Annotated in this window: 13 protein-coding genes and 2 pseudogenes; 4 read left to right on the top strand and 11 right to left on the bottom strand. The window is 66.8% G+C overall.

Annotated features, from left to right (window positions below):
- Positions 1–6: 6 nt before the first annotated feature.
- A complete protein-coding gene (locus tag AC3ANP_RS04685; protein WP_488332973.1) occupies positions 7–1,794 on the top strand; it encodes an ABC transporter permease in 1,788 nt (595 codons plus the stop codon).
- On the opposite strand, the gene AC3ANP_RS04690 is transcribed toward AC3ANP_RS04685, so the two are convergent.
- The 4 genes from AC3ANP_RS04690 to AC3ANP_RS04705 form a co-directional block, all read right to left on the bottom strand.
- The gene (locus AC3ANP_RS04690) at positions 1,791–2,981 is read right to left on the bottom strand and encodes a 4-hydroxybenzoate 3-monooxygenase (protein ID WP_488332183.1); all 1,191 of its coding nucleotides are present in this window, start codon (positions 2,979–2,981) and stop codon (positions 1,791–1,793) included. The two genes, AC3ANP_RS04685 and AC3ANP_RS04690, sit on opposite strands and share 4 nt — an antisense overlap.
- A 94-nt stretch (positions 2,982–3,075) precedes the next feature.
- A complete protein-coding gene (locus AC3ANP_RS04695; protein WP_488332184.1) occupies positions 3,076–3,855 on the bottom strand; it encodes an IclR family transcriptional regulator in 780 nt (259 codons plus the stop codon).
- 69 nt (positions 3,856–3,924) lie between these two features.
- Positions 3,925–4,977, bottom strand: coding sequence for an FUSC family protein (locus AC3ANP_RS04700; protein WP_488332974.1), 1,053 nt, complete (start codon positions 4,975–4,977; stop codon positions 3,925–3,927).
- 179 nt (positions 4,978–5,156) lie between these two features.
- The gene (locus AC3ANP_RS04705; RefSeq protein ID WP_488332185.1) at positions 5,157–6,110 is read right to left on the bottom strand and encodes a diacylglycerol/lipid kinase family protein; all 954 of its coding nucleotides are present in this window, start codon (positions 6,108–6,110) and stop codon (positions 5,157–5,159) included.
- Between the two features lie 214 nt (positions 6,111–6,324).
- Here AC3ANP_RS04705 and AC3ANP_RS04710 point away from each other — a divergent pair, with 214 nt between their 5' ends.
- Together AC3ANP_RS04710 and AC3ANP_RS04715 are read left to right on the top strand one after the other, a co-directional pair.
- Positions 6,325–6,555: a hypothetical protein gene (locus AC3ANP_RS04710; RefSeq protein WP_488332186.1), complete on the top strand. Its 231-nt coding sequence runs from the start codon at positions 6,325–6,327 to the stop codon at positions 6,553–6,555.
- 112 nt (positions 6,556–6,667) lie between these two features.
- Entirely contained in the window at positions 6,668–7,183 is a 516-nt protein-coding gene (locus tag AC3ANP_RS04715) for a hypothetical protein (RefSeq protein ID WP_488332187.1), read from the top strand.
- A 168-nt stretch (positions 7,184–7,351) separates the two neighbouring features.
- On the opposite strand, the pseudogene AC3ANP_RS04720 reads toward AC3ANP_RS04715, so the two are convergent.
- Positions 7,352–7,966, bottom strand: a pseudogene (locus AC3ANP_RS04720) (RNA polymerase sigma factor); the annotation flags it as partial.
- A pseudogene (locus AC3ANP_RS04725) lies at positions 7,878–8,471 on the bottom strand (hypothetical protein); the annotation flags it as partial. The pseudogenes AC3ANP_RS04720 and AC3ANP_RS04725, both read right to left, overlap by 89 nt.
- A gap of 770 nt (positions 8,472–9,241) precedes the next feature.
- On the opposite strand from AC3ANP_RS04725, the gene AC3ANP_RS04730 reads away from it, so the two are divergent.
- Positions 9,242–12,250 carry an RHS repeat-associated core domain-containing protein gene (locus AC3ANP_RS04730; protein ID WP_488332188.1) on the top strand — a complete coding sequence of 1,003 codons (3,009 nt, stop codon included), beginning with the start codon at positions 9,242–9,244 and terminating at the stop codon, positions 12,248–12,250.
- A 603-nt stretch (positions 12,251–12,853) separates the two neighbouring features.
- Here AC3ANP_RS04730 and AC3ANP_RS04735 read toward each other — a convergent pair.
- From AC3ANP_RS04735 to hpaD, 5 genes are all read right to left on the bottom strand, one after another.
- A complete protein-coding gene (locus AC3ANP_RS04735) occupies positions 12,854–14,752 on the bottom strand; it encodes an FAD-binding monooxygenase (protein ID WP_488332189.1) in 1,899 nt (632 codons plus the stop codon).
- An 87-nt stretch (positions 14,753–14,839) separates the two neighbouring features.
- Positions 14,840–16,366 (bottom strand): NAD-dependent succinate-semialdehyde dehydrogenase, encoded by a 1,527-nt coding sequence (locus AC3ANP_RS04740; RefSeq protein ID WP_488332190.1) that lies wholly within the window; start codon positions 16,364–16,366, stop codon positions 14,840–14,842.
- Between the two features lie 31 nt (positions 16,367–16,397).
- On the bottom strand, positions 16,398–17,219 hold the full coding sequence (locus AC3ANP_RS04745; RefSeq protein ID WP_488332191.1) for an HpcH/HpaI aldolase family protein: 822 nt from the start codon (positions 17,217–17,219) through the stop codon (positions 16,398–16,400).
- Positions 17,204–17,989, bottom strand: coding sequence for a 2-oxo-hept-4-ene-1,7-dioate hydratase (gene hpaH / locus AC3ANP_RS04750; RefSeq protein WP_488332192.1), 786 nt, complete (start codon positions 17,987–17,989; stop codon positions 17,204–17,206). Before hpaH ends, AC3ANP_RS04745 begins: the two co-directional genes overlap by 16 nt.
- 3 nt (positions 17,990–17,992) lie before the next feature.
- The gene (hpaD, locus tag AC3ANP_RS04755; protein ID WP_488332975.1) at positions 17,993–19,006 is read right to left on the bottom strand and encodes a 3,4-dihydroxyphenylacetate 2,3-dioxygenase; all 1,014 of its coding nucleotides are present in this window, start codon (positions 19,004–19,006) and stop codon (positions 17,993–17,995) included.
- Between the last annotated feature and the right edge of the window lie 28 nt (positions 19,007–19,034).

Genomic DNA, 19,034 nt, shown 5'->3' on the forward strand with positions numbered 1-19,034 from the left:
CGGCGGATGCTGCGCTCCCCCGCCGTCCTGATCGCCGGCGTGGTCCTGACCTGGTTCATTGCCGCATTCCTTGTCTGGCCGAACGCCAACGTGCTGATCCAGACCTTCTTCCCGGACGGACAATTCTCCGGCCGCGCCGCCGAAAAACTGTTCTCCTCCTCGCGGGCCATGAAGTCCCTGGGCAACAGCTTCCTGCTGGCCGTCGCCCTGTCCATCACGGTCAACGTGGTGGGCATCTTCATCGTGCTGGTCACCCAGTACTTCAAGATCCGCGGTTCCCGGATCCTGTTCCTTGGTTACGCCACTACGTTCATCTACGGCGGGATCGTGCTCGCCGCCGGCTACAAGTTCATCTACGGCGACAAAGGCATCGTCACCGGCTTCCTGGTCTCCGTCTTCCCGGACCTCGACCGCGGCTGGTTCTCCGGCTTCTTCGCCGTCCTGGCCGTGATGACCTTCGCCACCACCACCAACCACATGCTTTTCGTCACCAATGCGCTGAAGGGCGTTGATTTCCAGACCATCGAGGCGGCCCGGAACATGGGTGCCTCCACCTGGACCATCCTCCGCCGGATCGTCCTGCCGATGCTCAAGCCCACCCTGTTCGCCGTGACGGTGCTGTCTTTTTTGACCGGCCTGGGCGCCCTGTCCGCCCCGCAGGTGCTCGGCGGCCGGGATTTCCAGACCATCACCCCGATGATCCTGACCTTCACCAACAGCCCCACCTCCCGGGATCTCGCCGCGCTGCTGGCCCTCATCCTGGGCGTGGCGACCATGGTGATGCTCGCGGTCATGACCCGGCTGGAGAAGGGCGGCACCTATTTCTCGGTATCCAAGGTCTCCGCGGGCCTGCAAAAGCAGCAGATCACCAACCGCGCGGCCAACGCCGTCGTCCACGCCGCCGCGTACCTGCTGTTCGCGGTGTACACGCTGCCGGTGGTCCTGATCGTACTGTTCTCCTTTGCCGACGGCGCCGCCATCCAGACCGGGCAGCTGCACCCGGGCAGCCTGACCCTGGAGAACTACGTGCGGGTGCTCACCCAGCCGGCCGGACTGCGGCCCTTCCTGATCAGCATCGCCTACAGCGCCCTCGCCGCCGTGATCGCCGTCGGCGGCCTGCTGTTCGTAGCGCGCCAGCTGCAGAAGTACCGCAACTGGGTCACCACCGTCTTCGAGTACCTGCTGCACATCCCCTGGATCCTGCCCGCGGCGCTGCTGGCCCTGGGCCTGATCCTCAGCTACGACCACCCGAACCCCCTGGTGGGCGGGGCCGTGCTGACCGGGACGACGGTCATCCTGCTGATCGCGTTCGTGACCGTGAAAATCCCGTTCACGCTGCGGATGCTCAAGGCGTCCTTCGCGGCGGTGAATTCCTCACTGGAGGAGGCCGCCGGAATCATGGGCGCCAAGACGATCTACATCTTCCGCCGAATCCTGCTGCCAATCGTGCTTCCCGCCGCGGCAGCCGTCACTGCGCTGAACTTCAACAGCATGCTGGACGACTACGACACCGCCATCTTCCTGGCCCACCCGCTGTTCCAGCCGCTGGGCCTGATCATCAAGGCGAACACGGACGGCGCCGAGGGCGTGGAAGGGGTTTCCAACACCTTCGTCTACACGGTGCTGTTGATGGTGATCACCGGCCTGACGATGTATCTGGTCTACGGCCGGTCCGGTCGGAAGTCCGCCAAAGCGAAGCGGCGTCACCCTGGCGCGGGGATCCCAGCGTCGGCCGAGTCCCCGGGCCTTCCGTCGGGGGCCCTGGCGTCGGCCGGAGCAGCACCGGACGTCTAGCCGGCGGCGGGCCAGCCGGTGTAAGCCTCGGCGAGGTAGGCCCTGCCGTGCCGTGAGGACACCACGGAGTTGAGCTCACCAAGCTGGCGGGCGCGGGCAAAGTCGTCGGCGCCGGCGGGCGTGTGCAGCATGGAGGTCATCCAGTAGGAGAAGTGCTGGGCTTTCCAGACCCGGTCGAGGGCGCGGTCGCTGTACAGGTCCATCAGGGTGGTGGAGCCCGTCTTGTAGAAGCTGTCCAGGCCCTCGAAGAGCACCCGGACGTCGTGGATGGCGAGGTTGAGCCCCTTGGCTCCGGTCGGCGGAACGGTGTGGGCGGCGTCGCCGGCCAGAAACAGTTTCCCGTGCCGCATCGGAGCGTGCACGAAACTGCGGAACTTCAGGACGGTCTTGTCGATGACCGGCCCCTCCTTGAGTTCGAACCCGTTGCCGTTCACCCGGCTGCGGAACGCTTCCCAGATGCGTTCGTCGTTCCAGTCCGCGACGTTCTCGGCCGGGTCGCACTGGAAATACATCCGCTGCACGGTTTCCGTCCGCTGGCTGATCAGGGCGAAGCCGTTCTCTGAGTTGGCGTAAATCAACTCGTCGGAGCTGCGCGGGGCTTCGGTCAGGATGCCGAACCAGGCGAAGGGGTACTCGTGGAAATACCATTTGCGGTCCGCTTCCGGGATCTGCAGGCGGCTGTGGCTGCGGGAACCGTCGGCTCCGGCAATGAAGTCCGCCTGCAGTTCGAACTCGGTGCCCTCCGCGTCCGTGAACCACACCTTGGGCGCGGCGTCGAGATCGTGGATGGTGGTGTCGCGGATACCGTACCGGACGTCGCCGCCGTCGGCCTCCCGGCGGGCTGCCAGGTCCATGAAGACGTCGGTCTGCGGGTAGAGCCACACCGATTCGCCCACCAGGTCCTGGAAGTCAATCCGGTGGCTCTCGCCATTGAACCTCAACTCGATGCCGTCGTGCCGGTCGCCGTCGCGCAGCACGCGGTCGGAGACGCCGCTGTCCACCAGGAGGTTCACGGTGCCGTGCTCCAGGATGCCTGCCCTGACGGTCTCGGAGATTTCCTGCCGGCTGCGCAGCTCGAGCACCGTGGACTCGATCCCTTCCCTGGCCAGCAGGTGGGAGAGCATGAGCCCCGCCGGCCCGCCGCCCACGATGGCTACCTGGGTGCTGATGACTTTTCTCGCTGCCATGGGGTCCTCGCTTCGTTGCGGGCCCGGGCCGCAGGCGACGGCGCCGGACCGGTGGGTCTTGCCTATCAGTGTGCGCCGGGCCCAGTGATCCGCGTTACACGTCTTCCGTTGAATGGATTCCGGCGCCGGCTGCGGCCTCACCGAGCCGCCGCTGGATTCCGCGGGCCGCGGTCTGCAGGGCCGGTACCAGTGCCTGCAGGCGGGCCTCACGCAGCGGGACCACGACGCCGAGCGCGGCGACGGTCTGCTTTCGGCCGTCGCGGACCGGCACGGCGATCCCCCAGGTGTCAGGATCCACCACACCGGCCAGCTCGGCATAGCCCTGGACCGCCGTCTCCGCGAGCAACCTGCGAAGTTCCTGCGCGCTGATTCTTCCGGCAGGATCGGAAAATTGCCCCAAGTAGACCGCCTGCACCGCGGCCGGCTGATGCGCCATCAGGGCCAGCCCGGCGGAGGAGAGGTGCACGGGCATCCGGCCGGCAACTTTGGCCCGGTTGGCCACCGAGCCGCGGCGGGACAGCCGTTCAACGAACAGGACCTCCCAGCCGTCCAGCACGGCAAGGTTGACGTTCTGGTTGAGCACCTGCTGGATGTCCTCCATCAACGGCATGGCCGCCTGCCGCAGGGCCAGGGCAGGAGAATTCCGGTTGACCAGCTCCCACAGCCGTATCCCCAGCCGGACCGAGCCGCCGCTGCCCAGCTCCACCAGCCCGTGCCCCGCCAGTTGCCGGACCAGCCGGTGCGCCGTGCTCGGCGGCAGGCCGGCCCGGTCCGCGAGCTCGGAGAGCTGCAGGGCCGCGACGCCTTCGGGAAACGCCGCGATCAGGCGCACCACACGGTCTACTACGGAGTCGCCGGAGCCGGAGTTAGCCATGCCGGGCCACCTCCTGAATAGTTGTCTGCACGGCACCAGTCTTCCATTGAACGGTCTTCCCGGCTCTTCTCAGGGGGCGGCGGGTGCACGGCGGCCCCGCAGCCGGCGCCAGACGGCCGGTGCCAGCACGACGCCGACGCCGATGGCGGCGCCGATGATGGTTTCCAGGAAGCGGTCGCGCAGCAGGGTCCCCGCCGGCACCGGCGCCGCCAGCAGCGTCGAGATCAACGCCAGCGGGGTCACGAACACCTGCGCCAGCACGTACTGCCGGGCGATGAACATCTCGGCGCCGAACTGGCAGGCAGCAATGACCAGCACGGTCTGCCAGGGCGGCGGCTCCAACAACAGGATGAGCGCCAGCAGGCCCAGCCCCACCACGGTCCCGATGATCCGCTGGACACCGCGGCTGATGCGGTGCCGCGTGCTGTGCCCCACCAGCGGCACGACGGCGGCGACCATGGCCCAATAGTTGTGGCCGAAGCCAAGCCGGTCCCCGACCAGGGTGGCAAGGGTGCCGGCGAGCCCGGCCGCCACGAGGTAGCCCACCGCCTCCTGCCAGGCAACCCGGCGCTCCACCGCGGTCAGCCGGGCGCGCCGCGGCCAGGACCACGGCTGCCGGCGGCTCCGGACCAGCCGTGCGGACAGGCCAATCAGCAACGAGAACAGGACCGTCAGCACCGCCACCAGCAGGCACTGCCACAGCGGCGGCTGGTTGGGGATGGAGGCGATGGCCGCAAACGCGAAGATGTGGAACAGCGATCCCGCCGGACGCAGCCGCCACCAGGCCACGACCAGCGAGCAGCCGCCCGCCACCGCGGTCGTCGCGGCGACCTGCAGCCACGTGCGGTCCGCGGGCGAAAGCGCGAGGGCCGTTCCGAGGCGGGCCGTCAGGGAGCTCAGCAGGATCACGGCCAGCATGAGGGTGCCGGCGCGCAGCTGCAGGACGAACCGGCGTCCGTGGGGTTCGTTGCGCCCGTAAATGCCGGTGAAGGCTCCGAAGGAGGCAAAGATGGCCAGGTCCAACCGGCCCAGCAGCACCAGGGTGATCAGCGGGACGAAGACGCCAATGGCACACCGGATCGCGACTTGGTGGTCCTTGTTGGCCGGGGCGATGCTGAACATCTCGGTGAGCAATTTCGCGGGCTTCACAGGGTGGGCGGGCCTTCCTTGCAGTCGGTGGGGTACGACGGCGGCGCTGGCATCCAGCTGAATCTTACGCCCGGCGCTCCGCAGCAAGGCCCGCGGCTTCCGTTCATCGGAACAGCACGGGACCGCCTCCCCCGGTCCTGACGGCCCTGCGGCTAGGCCGCCTTCGTCATCCGAATGGTCAGCGCCTGATGCTCCACGGCCACCTTAAGGTGTTTGGCGCTGCCGATATGGTCGCCGTCGAGCTGGAACTCCTGCTCGTGCTCCAGGCTGATTTCCGCGGACTTCCCGACGAAATACTGGACCGACTTGTTCTTGCCCTCGGCACCGTTAGCCCGGCCGAAGATCCCCGCCAGCACACTGAACCAGCCGAGCCGGCCGGCCGGGGCGAGGACCAGCACGTCGAGGATGTTGTCGTCGGGCTTGGCGTCGGGGAAGACCTCGATTCCGCCGGTGATCTGGCCGCAGTTGCCCACCATCACGCTGCGGATCCGGCGCCGGACCGGGCGGCTGCCGTCGACACTGATCTGCGCCTTCACCGGCTTGCCGGGCAGGTGCCGGATGCCTGCCTCCACGTAGGCGAGCCAGCCGACGCGGTCCTTGAGCTCGTCCACCGTGTTGGCCATGATCGCGGCGTCGTAGCCGAGCCCGGCCATGACCAGGAAGAGGTGTTCCTCAGCCGAATGGTCCAGGCTGGCCTTCACCACGTCGACCTTGATGTCCGTGCCGTTCAGGATGTCGTAACTGGCCGCCACGGGGTCCGTGATGTCCACGCCGATGTTGCGTGCCAGCAGGTTGCCGGTACCCATCGGAACCAGGCCCATCGGCGTACCGGTACCGGCGAGCACTTCGGCCACACAGCGGACGGTACCGTCGCCGCCGGCCGCAATCACGACGTCGACGCCCGCGTCCAGGGCTTCCCGCGCCTGGCCCAGGCCCGTGTCTTCGGCGGTTGTTTCGAGCCAGAGCGGCTCGGCCCAGCCCTGGGTTTCGCAGAGCCGGTAGAACGCGGCCTTGAAGTCGGCACCGGGGGATTTCATCGGGTTGATGATCACTGCAGCGCGTTTGGGCTGGACGGTAGCGTCCGGCACGTCGTTGTTCTGTGGCATGGCATCCTTTGGGCACGTGGACGGGCGGGCCCCGCAGGGAAATCCTATCGGGGTGCGCCCGGGATAGCTGCGCGGCGGGCCGGGAGGACCGTGGACGCGACGTCCGGCCGGTCACTACACTGGCCGTGTCCATGAACTGTTTGGGAGCCGGCACGGCCGGAGGCCCGCCGGATTGACCGGGGTGGCCACGTTCAACGGCGGAAGGCGGAGCCACATGACCGGATCAGACGAGAAGTACACAGCCGAGGCAGAAGCATCCAGCAGGGACCCTCACGACTGGGGACGGGCCATGGCGCTGGCCCTCACCCGCCTCGCCGAGCAGCTGCTCCCGGAGGACAGCGAAAACAGGCACACCAGCCTCGTGGACCGGCCGCTGCAGCTCAGGATCCGCGACGATGGCGACGGAGTCATGATCACGATATCGACGCAGCCGGGAACGGATTAGTGGCGCCCGGGCCGAAATAACGCCGCACTCAGCATGATTTACCGGCCGACTTATGCCAGACTGAACGGGCCACCGGCACAGAGTTGGCCGGAAACTCATCTCATTTGGGGGAATGATGACAGAGCGCGGCACTTCTGACGCCGGAAGAAGCTTCCAGCCCTTCGGGCAGACCGCGCCGCACGTCAGCCAGCGCTGGCCGGACGGCGCGCCGTGGCCCGACTCGTCGGAGCACCGGCATGCGATCCTGCCGGCGCTGCCGCCGGCGGATCCGCGCCCGTTCGAACATCCCGCCCGGGGAACGGCCTATGCACTCGCCGCGGTCCCGGCCGCCGTCGCACTGTGGCTGATCCTCGGACGACTGGGCTGGATGGCATCCGTGCTTGCGTTCCTGACAGCGGTGGGGGCGGCCCGCCTTTACCTCGCGGGCAGCAGGGGCGTCGCGATGACCCGGCGGGGTGCCGCGGCGGTGGTCACGGCGGCGGCAACCGTCCTGCTGACATTCCTGGCCGCCGCTTTGCTGGAGCCCTCCGCCACCGTGGCCGGAGACATCCTGCCGGCAGCGCTGTCCGGGGCGTTGGGCTGCCTCATCATGCTGCGCCCGTTGTTCCGCCGGTCCGCACCGCTGTGAATGTTGGCGGTAAATGGCGGTCTTTTGCGGCGCTAAAATGGCGCCCTGCTAGTCGGCAAGCCCTCCTGCCCGCCTGCCGAACGTGGCTCGGGACATACCGAGATCCCTGCAACCTGCGCTGCGGGCTCGCCACCTTTCATTAGGCGAACGGCGTTTTTGATCTGACCATCAGTGTCCGGCCGGGGCCGGCCGCCAAGGTCCTTGCCTGCTTCTCTTCGGATAATCATGGCATCCGTGAGGCGTTCGCGCTTGATCTCGTGTTCCATCAGCGCAAGAGCGGCCAAGATCGTGAACAACATAAGCCCATCGGTGTTGCTGTCTCGACATCACGTCCGCCCGGGATCGGTGGGGTCGTGGCACGGGGCAGTTTTGCGGGTGCGTCGTACGGGAATCAGCGAGTCCCTTGCATAACAGCTTTCTCGAAAGAGAGTAATGATGGTGGCGAGTTGGCCGGTGGGTGGGGACGGGATGTCTCGACAGACATGAGCATCGAGTGCGTTCACCGTCATTCAGGCCGGCGATCGTATCGAGTAGCTCCCGGACGGACCGTTCTGCGTCAATCCTTGAGGCGACCGATTCCGCATGGTCTGCTTCATGATGGCCATGCCGGGGATCGGGGTGCGGCAGCCTGGCCAGGAAGTCGGCGTGCCGCCGAGATCCCCTGGCGCGGTTGCGGTTCGCGTTCGTCGCCACGCCGAGCAGCCACGGCAGCAGGGTGTCCCTCTCGGGTCTGAGCCTGTTCCGTTGTCGCCACGCCTCCAAGAAGGTGATCGAGACGAGATCCTCCGCGTCGTGCCAGGAACCACAGCGGGACAGACAGTACCTGAAGACTGCGTCCGCGTGGCAGCCACGCCACAAACAGGATGGTCTTCACCCCGCCAATCCGGGGCCCGTCGCCGAAGTCGTACTGCAGCCACATCCCCGGCTCGGTGATCCAGGGACGGTGGACCCGGGTATGGCCGAGCCGCCACGCCGCTTTGACCTGCGCGATCGCGCGGCGGGTGGAGCGTTCCGAACCCGTGTAGCCCAGGGCAACGAGCTTTTCGTGGACTTTGTCCGCGCGGATCCGGCCCTTGGATCCTTCGATCCATTCCTCGATCTTGGGCAGAAACGCGTCCGTGACCCGGCCCCGGGCCGCGGGTTCCCCGATCGGCCGGCCAGCGTCCCTGGCAGCGACGTGTTTGGCAACGGTGTGGTGCGAGCAGCCCGTGAGTTCCGCGGTGGCGCGCAACGATCCGGTCAGATCGTAGGCAGCAAGAATTTCCATGATTTCTCCGTCAGACTTCATACAGGGCCTCTTCCTGGTTCGCTTTTGGTGCGCTTAGACACCGTCATCAAACCCCAGGGAGAGGCCCCCACCGCTTAAGACGCGGTCGGTTCAGTAAGGAAGTGGGCAGATCTCATGGCCACCGTCGGGCAGTTCTACTGGCCGTCAGTGGGCACTTTCGTGGCCGCCCATGGGCAGTTTTTCATGGCCGCCAACAAGCGGTTGAGGCGATTTCGGGGTGTCGGAGGGGTGAGCCGCGCGCGCCGGCCGCGCACTGACCTGAACCTAAGCCGGCCAGCGCTGTTGCCTTCTTACAGCTCGCCTTTGACCCAGAGCAGACGGGTTTTTCACTAGTTTGGAAAAATTCTGGCTCGTGTATTGCAATTTGAGAGTGTTGTCGCTGATGATCATCGTGTGCTCACTGGGGAGCGCAAGGATGCTCACTGGGGAGCACATCATATTGGGGGCGCAGCATGGCTGCTTTACGGTCTCTTCTGTCGGGTCTTGTTCTTTCTGCCGTGGTTCTCAGCGGTGTGACTGTGCCGGCGGGTGCGGCCGTGGCCGCCCCGTCGACGGTGAAGCCGCCGGGCCGCGCACCGACAAGTACGCCGCACCGGGCGGCCCTGGGCCTGGAGATCCTAACGGCCCGGGCGCTTGGAATGGCGCCGATGGTGTCGCCTCCGGCGTCGGGCCCGGACGGGAGCAAGTCGGGGAACCGGTCCGCGGCATCGATGGTAACACGGCACCTGACGGACAGGACGACTGTTTCGTGGAACCCAACGAACGGGAACGTGGTCCTGGCCGGTCAGTTGCTGCACGTCAAGGGTGCGGGCCGCGATCTGGGCATCGGCTGGCGGTACAACTCCCTCAACGATGCCCGGCCCTCGCTCTCGGTGGGGGCTGTCGAGGCCGCGGTCACGGTCGGTGCGGATAATTCGGTGGTCTACACGGCGCCGGACGGCGGGACGTATACGTTCGTGCCTGCCGGTGCCGGGGTGTGGACGATGCCTCCGGGGCTGAACGCGACGATTACCGCGTTCTCCTCGGCGGCGGTGACGATCCGTTTCAACGACACCGGCTATACCAACGAATACGTAAAATCCGGTGCGGTGTTCCGGCTCGTGTATCAGAATGATCAGAACCCGTCGGCGCCGAACCGGATCACCTACACGTACAACGCTGCCGGGCTGTTGAGCACGATCAATGACACCATCGGCGGCCGGCCGGTCACGTTCTCCTACAATGATGCGAACAATCCGGAGCAGCCCTCGCAGATCCATGATGATGCGTTGTCCCGGGACATCTATTTTGAATATTTCGGGCCGGGCGGGGCTATGTCCGCGATCAGCGACGCCGCGGGGGAGGTCATGTCGTTTGGTTACGGGGCGCCGGGGAACCGGTTGACCACGGTCACCGACCACGCGGGCACGGTCACGACCCTGGGCTATGACGGCACGTCGAAAAAGCTCACGCAGGCGACCTATGCCACGGGCAAGCCGGTCCAGAGCGTTTACGGGTACAGCTACCCGTCCGGGACCCTTTCGAAGGGGACGGATCCGCTGAACCATGCCACGAGCTATGAGTACAACTCCTCGGGCCAGGTCACGAAGGTCACCGATGCGCTCGGCCACACCACCCAGGGGACCTTCGACGGGCACGACAACCGGCTGACCTCATTGAACGGGCTGGGCAACACGACCACCTACGCGTACAACGCCAACAACTCCCTCACAAAGATCACGAACCCGGCAGGAGGAACCGCGGGAGCCGAAACGACCTTCGCCTACCCGTCCAACACCGGTAACCCGCTCTCGAACTACCAGCCCACCTCCTCGGTGAGCAGCGAGAATCAGACCACCGGGTACAGCTACGACGCGAACACCAGCAACCGCTCCCAGACCACCACCCCCGGAGCCAGCGGCGGCGCCGGAGGGACGCCGAAGCTGAACTACCAGGGCGACGCCGCCGGAACCAGCTGCGGGGCGAAAAAGGGCCAGGTCTGCAAGTCCACTGACGGCAACGGCAACGTCACCAGCTACACGTACGGTGCCCTGGGCATGCCCACCAAGATCACGTACCCTGCACCGCTGGGCGCGGTGACGAACGTGTATGACGACGCGTCCCGGCTGATCACCTCCACGGACGGAAAAGGCCAGGTCACTCACTATGACTACGACGACAACGATAGGCTCATTCAGATTGATAAAGGCATCAACTGCGCCACCAAGTGCGTCTCCTACACCTACGACACGCGCGGAAACCTGACCCAAAGCCAGGACGACACCGGCAACACCAATTTCACCTATGACGCGCAAAACCGGCCCACGTCCAAAACAGCCGGCGGCATCAGCACCACGGTCACCTACGACGCGGCCTCGAACCTCACCAGCTTCACCGACCCGGGCGGGACCGTGACCTACGCCTACGACGCCGCGAACCGGCTCGTGTCCCTTGCCGAACCCGGGGGCTCCTGCCCCGCCCCGGCGTCGTTCATTTCGCCGAACTCCACCAAATGCACCGGATTCGACTACGACAACGCTAACCGGCGCACCGCCGTAAAGTACCCCAACGGGATCTCCAACGTCACCACCTACGACAACGCCTCAAGGATCAGCAGGATCACCGCCTGGCTCGGCAGCGCCACCTGGATCTCACGCTCCTACACCTACACCGTCAACGGCACCAAGGATGGGGCGTTGCGCAAAACCGAAACCGACCAGTATGGAGGTCTCACCACCTACAGCTATGACGAGATGAACAGGCTCAAGACAGCCGTGACCGGCTCAGTCACCGAGGCCTGGACCCACGACAAAAACGGCAACCGGACCAAAGCCACCAAGACCGGAGCCGCGGACGTCCACTCCGCATTCAACGCCGCGGACCAGCTCTGCTGGACCGGGGCCAGCGCCGGGACCTGCGCCGCGCCGCCGTCCGGAGCCGCCACCTACAACTACGATGCCAACGGCAACACCACCGCCGCCGGGGCCACCACAGCCGGGTACAACGTCTTTGACCAGTTCACCTCCAACACCAGCGGCGGGACCACGACCAACTTCACCTACGCCGGGCCCCGGAATGATGAACGCCTCACCGCCGGGGCCACTTCCTTCCTGAACGGCACCCTGGGGATCACCCGGCAAACCACCGGCGGAGCCACAACCACGTTTATCCGCGATCCGGACGGTACGCTCATCAGCATGCGCACCAGCACCGGGGCCAGCTTCTACTACACGATGGACGCGCTCGGCTCCGTCATTTTCATCACCGACACCAACCAAGTGGGAGCAGCCTTCTACACCTACGACTCCTGGGGCAAAACCACCTCCGCCACCGGAACCCAAGCAACCGTCAACCCCTGGACCTACGCCGGCGGCTACAACGACACCACCAGCAACACGATCAAATTCGGCGCCCGCTACTACAACCCCAACCTCGGACGCTTCACCCAACCCGACCCCTCGGGCCGGGAACAAAACCGCTACCTGTACGCCGTAGCCAACCCTGTGAACAATACGGACCGCAGCGGACTGGACGTGGGGGGAGACACCATTGAAGCAATCGCCGGAGCCGCGGTGGGCATTGTGGCCTCACTCATTCCAAATCCCATACTCTCAATTGCCGTCGGCACCCTCGGCGGCGCAGCGGTGGGTTGCGTCTCAGGGCTTTTGCAGTCCAACGGGAGCTGGGGCGCCTGCGCAGACAAAGCTATCCCTGGAGCAGCTGGCGGGTTCGTTGGCTCGGCCGTCGGCAAGTTTGTCGGTCGGCTAAACCGCCCCGGAACAGGTAAACATCTGCCATGATTAAGGAAATGAAGCCAGCAGATGGCGCCAATCCGCCATCGATAGCAAGTCGTCTATTCGGTTCCCTTGCGCTCCTATTCGGAGTATCGGTGGGAGTCATTTTTGGCCGCCTCTACGTGCTGTCATTCCTCCCGGAGGGCGTCCTCGCGTGGGCGGCCCCAGTGTCATTTTGGGTCGTTGTGGTGATACTCGTGTTGTTGGGCTGCGCATTCATGTGGATCATCTGCGTACTCTCACGGCAGCAGCGCCGATGGCTCCGTGAGCATGGCACCGAATGAATTTATTCTCAACTGATGTCATCGGCAATCATTTCCTATCGGCACAGGCGGCTCCAACAGGCGGCTCAGGATAGTGTCATCGCTATTTCGTGTCTGTTCGGGCGATAATGCTCGATAGATCGGAGATGGGGGATGAGGAAAACTGGCAAGGTTCTTCTCGCGATCTTGGCGGTTCTGGCTCTTTGCGCGGTCGTTTACTGGGTAGCCTGACCGGAAAGTCAAACCGCAGCGCTGTACCCGGCGGCCCGCAGCGCAGCGGGCCGGTCACGGGGCGAGGCCCTCCAGGGCCGGCAGGTTGCTGCCGGCACCGGGAGGGCCGTCTCCGTTACGCCGCCGGCTGGTCCGCCGCGGGCCGGAGGGCCGCGAAGAAGGCGCCCAGCTCCGCCGTGGCGGTCAACGGCAGGACGTTGGCCACGTACTGATCCGGCCGGACCACCACCACCACGCCGCCGCGGTCCAGGCCGCGCAGTTCAAAGATGTCGGCGGTCGGAACCGTGCCGTACACCTTCTCCAGGTAGGTGAGCTGGAACGGTCCGACGGCGGGTTTGAATACCGCCGGCACGGCGCCGATGTCGATGCCCGTGTGGTCCTGCTGGTAGATGACCTTGACGTCGAACCAGGCGTCCCGGTCTGCGCCCTCGGGGGTCGCCGCCAGCGGTGAGTCCGGCGCGTTGGCGAGCCAGTCCGCCAGGTCCGTGGTCGGGGAAGGGGCGCCGGCCGGTGCCGGGTCCGCGAACACGTAGATCCGCCAGCGCCCGTCGGCCTTGGCCTGGTGGCCCAGCTGGAGCGGGTTGGTGTCGCAGACGCGGACCGCCGGCGCGGACTTGAAACGTTTGCCGATCGGGAACCCGGTGGCCAGGTCCTGGTGCGTCGCCTCCCCGATCAGCATGGACGGGGCGTACTGGGTCATGAAACCGGCCGGGAACTCGGCGGTGCTGACGTAAAAATCCTCCAGCTCGGACGGGTTGGCAAATTCCTCCGGCTTCTTGGCCATCAGCGTGGACCACTCCTTGTCGAAGTCGATGAGGTTTTTCGCGACGACCTGGCGCTCGGCCGAGTAGGTGGACAGCAGGCTCTCCGGGCTGCGGCCCTCCAGGACATGTCCGAGCTTCCAGCCCAGGTTGAAGCCGTCCTGCATGGAGACGTTCATGCCCTGGCCGGCCTTCGCGCTGTGCGTGTGGCAGGCGTCGCCGGTGATGAACACCCGCGGGGTGCGGGAGCCGAGCTGGTCCGGGAGAACGTCGTCGAAACGGTCGGTGAGGCGGTGCCCGACCTCGTACACGCTGTGCCAGGCGACGTTGCGCACGTCCAGCGAGTAGGGGCGGATGATGTCGTTGGCCTTGGCGATGATCTGCTCGATGCTGGTGCTGCGCACGGCGCCGGCATTGCCTTCGGGGACCACCCCGAGGTCGACGTACATCCGGAAGAGGTGGCCGCCTTCACGCGGAATCAGGAGGATGCTGCCGCCGCTGCCCGAGGTGATCGCGCACTTGGTCCGGATATCGGGGAAGTCGGTGTTCGCGAGCACGTCCATGACGCCCCAGGCGTGGTTGGCCTGGTCGCCGGCCAGCGTGCAGCCGATCGACTCGCGGACCTTGCTGCGCGCGCCGTCCGCACCCACGACGTACTTGGCCCGGATAACACGCTCCCGGCCCTCCTCGGGACCGGTGGTGTGGGCGAGGGTGACGGTGACGGGGTACTCGCCGTCACCGACCTGCAGGCCGCGGAACTCATAGCCGTAGTCCGGCTTCATGCGGGTCGGGGCGTAGGCCATGACCTCGGTGAAATAGTCCAGCACCCGGGCCTGGTTGACGATCAGGTGCGGGAACTCGCTGATGCCGGCCGGGTCGTCCAGGGTGCGGGCGGCGCGGACAATCCGGGAGGGATCGGCCGGGTCCGGTTTCCAGAAGGCCATCTCGGTGATCCGGTAGGCCTCGGCGATGATCCGCTCGGCGAAGCCGAACGCCTGGAAGGTTTCGACGCTGCGGGCCTGGATGCCGTCGGCCTGGCCGATGGCGAGCCGGCCGCCGCGTCGTTCAACGATCCGGGTCGTCACCCCGGGAAACTGGGACAGCTGCGCCGCGGTGACGACGCCGGCCGGGCCGGTGCCCACGATGAGGACGTCGACTTCGTCAGGAAGCTGTTCGGGCCGGTCGATGCCGACGCCGGCGGCGGGCTGGATTCGCGGGTCCCCGGATACGTAACCGTGATGGTGGAACTGCACGGGCTTTCCTCACTTCTTGGTGCGGCACTTTGCCGAGTTGGGTATTCGAATAGTAGAACGCAGCGCGCTGCTGGTTCGAGGGGCGTTTTAGCTGGCCTGGTCTGCCCAGGGGTCGGCGATGCCGATGTACTGGGTGGTGGTGTATTCCGCGATGCCTTCGGAGCCTCCTTCCCGTCCGAGGCCGGAGTGCTTGACCCCGCCGAAGGGCGCCGCGGCGTTGGAAATGACGCCGGCGTTGAAGCCCACCATGCCGAACTCAATCTGTTCGGCCACCCGCAGCAGCCGGTTGAAGTCCCGGCTGTAGACGTACGAGGCCAGGCCGTACTCGCTGGCGTTGGCGAGCCGGATGGCGTCGGCTTCGGTGCCGAAGGAGGTCACCGGCGCCACCGGGCCGAAGATCTCCTGGCCCAGGATGGCGGCGTCGTTGGGGACGTCTGCCAGGACGGTGGGCGGGTAGAAGTAGCCGGCTCCCGTGAGCGGGGCGCCGCCGGTGACGGCCGTGGCGCCGGCGTCGAGGGCCGCGCTCACCAGGGCGTGCACGTCGTCGCGGGCGCCGGCGTCGATCAGCGGGCCCACCGTGGTGTCCGGCTCGGTGCCGCGGCCGACGGTGAGGGCCGCCATGGCTGCCGCGAACTTCGCGGTGAACTCCGCGGCGACGGACTCCTGGACCAGGAAGCGGTTCGCCGCGGTGCAGGCCTCCCCCATGTTCCGCATCTTGGCGGCCATGGCACCCTCCACCGCCTTGTCCAGGTCCGCGTCCTCGAAGACGATAAACGGTGCGTTGCCGCCGAGCTCCATCGAGGTCCGCAGCACATTCTGCGCGGCGTCGGCCATCAGCCGCTTGCCGACCGCGGTGGACCCGGTGAAGGAGATCTTGCGCAGCCGCGGATCGGACAGCAGCGGCCCGGAGATCCGCGCCGCACTGGATGAGGCCACGACGTTCAGGACACCGGCGGGCAGCCCGGCCTCCAGCATGGTCTGCGCGAAGAGCTGGGCGGTCAGCGGGGTGAGCTTGGCCGGTTTGAGGACCATGGTGCAGCCCGCGGCGATCGCCGGGGCGACCTTGCGGGTGGCCATGGCCAGCGGGAAGTTCCAGGGCGTGATGAGCAGGCACGGTCCGACCGGCTTGTGCTGGACCAGGATCTTGTTCTTGCCCTCGGGGGTGGTGAGATAGCGGCCGTAGTCACGGACCGTCTCCTCCGAGAACCAGCGCAGGAATTCGGCGCCGTAGGTGACCTCCCCGCGGGCTTCCGCCAGGGGCTTGCCCATTTCCAGGGTCATCAGCAGGGCAAAGTCCTCGGCCCGTTCGGTGACCAGCTCGAAGCCGCGGCGCAGGATTTCGGCGCGTTCCCGCGGCGCGGTCCGGGCCCAGGCCGCCTGGGCCCGGTCCGCGGCGTCGAGGGCCGCCACGGCGTCCTCGCTGGTGGCCGAGGCGAGGGTGGCAAGCAGTTCCCCGGTGGCGGGGTCGTGGACGCCGAACGTGCCGCCGTCGGAGGCGTCACGCCACTGTCCGTTGATCAGCAGGCCGGTGGGAACGGACGCGAGGAGCGCCTTCTCAGTGGCAGGGGTGATGCCGGGGGAAAGATCGGAAGCCGGGGCGGCTGAGACTGTCATGGATAAGTCCTTTGGATTGCAAGCGGAAGGTTCAGTAGCTGGCGGGTTCCGTGGCGGTCCCGGCCGCCGGGGCCTGCGGCACGTAGGTCGCGGCCAGCGCTTCGGAGCCGCGGGCCAGCAGGGCGACGTCTGCACCGACCAGGACAAACGAGGCGCCGGCGGCCAGGTAGTCACGGGCCGTGCCTTCGGTGAAGGCATTCACTCCGGCCGGCTTGCCGGCCGCCGTGGCCGCCGTGATGCAGCGCCCGACGGCGGCGCGCACCTCCGGGTGCTCCTGCTGGCCGAGCAGCCCCATCGAGGCCGCCAGGTCGGAGGGACCCATGAAGATGGCGTCCACGCCGTCGACCGCGAGGATGTCCGCCACCGCGTCCACCGCGGCGGCGGATTCGATCTGCACCGTGACGCTGACCGTTTCACCGGCGCGGGCCAGGTAGTCGGGGACCCGGTTCCACCGTGCCGCGCGGGCCAGGGCTGAGCCCACCCCCCGGACACCCTGCGGCGGGTACCGGGTGGCTGCCACGGCGGCCTCAGCCTCGGCGGCGGAGTTCACCATGGGGACCAGCAGGTTCTGCACCCCCAGGTCCAGGTATTGCTTGATCAGTACCGTGTCGTTGACCGGCGGCCGGACCAGGACCTGGACCGGGTATCCGTGCACCGCCTGCAGCTGGGCCAGGATGGATTCGAGGCCGTTGGGGCTGTGCTCGGCGTCGATCAGGAGCCAGTCCAGACCGGCGCCGGCGCACAGTTCGGCGATCAGCGGGCTGCCGGAGCAGACCCACATGCCCGCGAGCGGACGGCCGGCGGCCGCGAGGGTGTCCCGGAAGGGGGCGTCTCTTTCTACTCGAAGTGGCATGTGACAACTCCCAGGGGTCCATAGTCGGCGTGGGCAGTGTCGCCCTTGTGCACCCACATGGGGCGGGTGAAGGAACCGGCGAGGATGATGTCGCCGGCCTTCATGCCGTCGTTGTGGGCGGCGATCTTGTTGGCGAGCCAGTGCACCCCGGCGGCCGGGTGGTCCAGGACGCCGGCGGCGACGCCGGTTTCCTCGACCGTCTGGTTCTTGTAGAGGATGGCGGAGACCCAGCGAAGGTCGACGGCGTCGGGTTTCACCGGGCGCCCGCCCACCACCATGGCGCCCATCGCGGCGTTGTCCGCGATGGTGTCGACGATGGTCCGTCCCTCCATCTCGATCCTCGAATCAAGGATTTCGAGGGCCGGAACCACGTAGTCGGTCGCGTTGAGCACGTCGAAGATCGTGCAGCCGGGGCCGGCCAGGTCCTGCTTGAGGACAAAGGCCAGCTCCACCTCCACCCGCGGGTGGGTGTACCGGTCCCACGGCACCGAACAGCCCGTTTCCAGCACCATGTCATCGAAGATGGCACCGTAGTCCGGTTCGGTGATGCCGGTGGCCGCCTGCATCGCCCGGGAGGTCAGGCCGATTTTGCGGCCCACCAGTTTGCGGCCCGCTTCCTCGTTGCGGCGGCGCCACAGCTGCTGCACGGCGTAGGAGTCCTCCACCGTCATGCCCGGATAGCGTGCGGTGAGGCGGGGCACCGGCGTCCGGGTCCGGCCCGCTTCCAGCAGTTCGTCGGCGATCTCCTCGATCGTCCTCGCGTCCAGCATGGCCTAGACCTGGGCGCCGAGCTTGAAGCCGCGTTCCTCGCCGGGCTCGCGGGTGTAGGCGAAGCCGTCGGCGCCGATGGTGACGGCCATCTCGCTGCTTTCGGTGCGGACCTCGAGCGGCTGGGGGTTGCCGTCGAGGTCCAGGACCAGGGATGCCTCGGTGTACCAGGAGGGCACGACGGGGTTGCCCCACCAGTCGCGGCGCTGGTTGTCGTGGACGTCCCAGGTGATGGTGGGGTTGTCCGGGTCGCCGGTGTAGTAGTCCTGGGTGTAGATCTCGATCCGGTGGCCGTCCGGGTCCAGGATGTAGAGGTAGAAGGCGTTGGACACGCCGTGCCGGCCGGGGCCGCGTTCGATCCGGTCGCTGATCCGCAGGGCGCCCATCTTGTCGCAGATCTGGATGATGTTGTGCTTTTCGTGCGTGGCGAAGGCGACGTGGTGCATGCGGGGCCCGTCGCCGCCGGTGAGCGCGGTGTCGTGCACGGTCTGCTTGCGGTGCATCCAGGCCGCGTAGGTGACGCCGTCGGAGTCCTTGATGTCCTCGGAGACCCGGAAGCCGAGGTCCTCGAGGTACTTCCGTCCGCGCGGGACGTCGGGGGTGACCTGGTTGAAGTGGTCGAGGCGGACCAGTTCGCCGGCGCTGTAGAGGTCGTACCGCTGGGTGAGGCGCTCCACGTGCTCGGCGTCGTAGAAGAATTCGTACGGGAAGCCGAGCGGGTCCTCGACCCGGACCGCGTCGCCGATGCCCTTGGTGAAGCCTTCCTTGCGGCGCTCGGTGCGGCAGCCCAGTTCCTTGTAGTACGCCTCGGCGGCGTCGACCTCGGCGGGGGACTTCACCCGGTAGGCGAAGGCGGCGACGGCGGCGATCGGGCCCTTGCGCAGGACCAGGTTGTGGTGGATGAACTCTTCGAAGGACCGCAGGTAGATGTTGTTTTCGTCCTCCTCGGTCACGTGCAGGCCGAGCAGGTCGACGTAGAACTCGCGGGACTTGGCGAGGTCGGTGACGACGATTTCCATGTACGCGCAACGGACGATGTCGGGGGCG

It is taken from the genome of Arthrobacter sp. JB02-1C, from assembly GCF_057748045.1.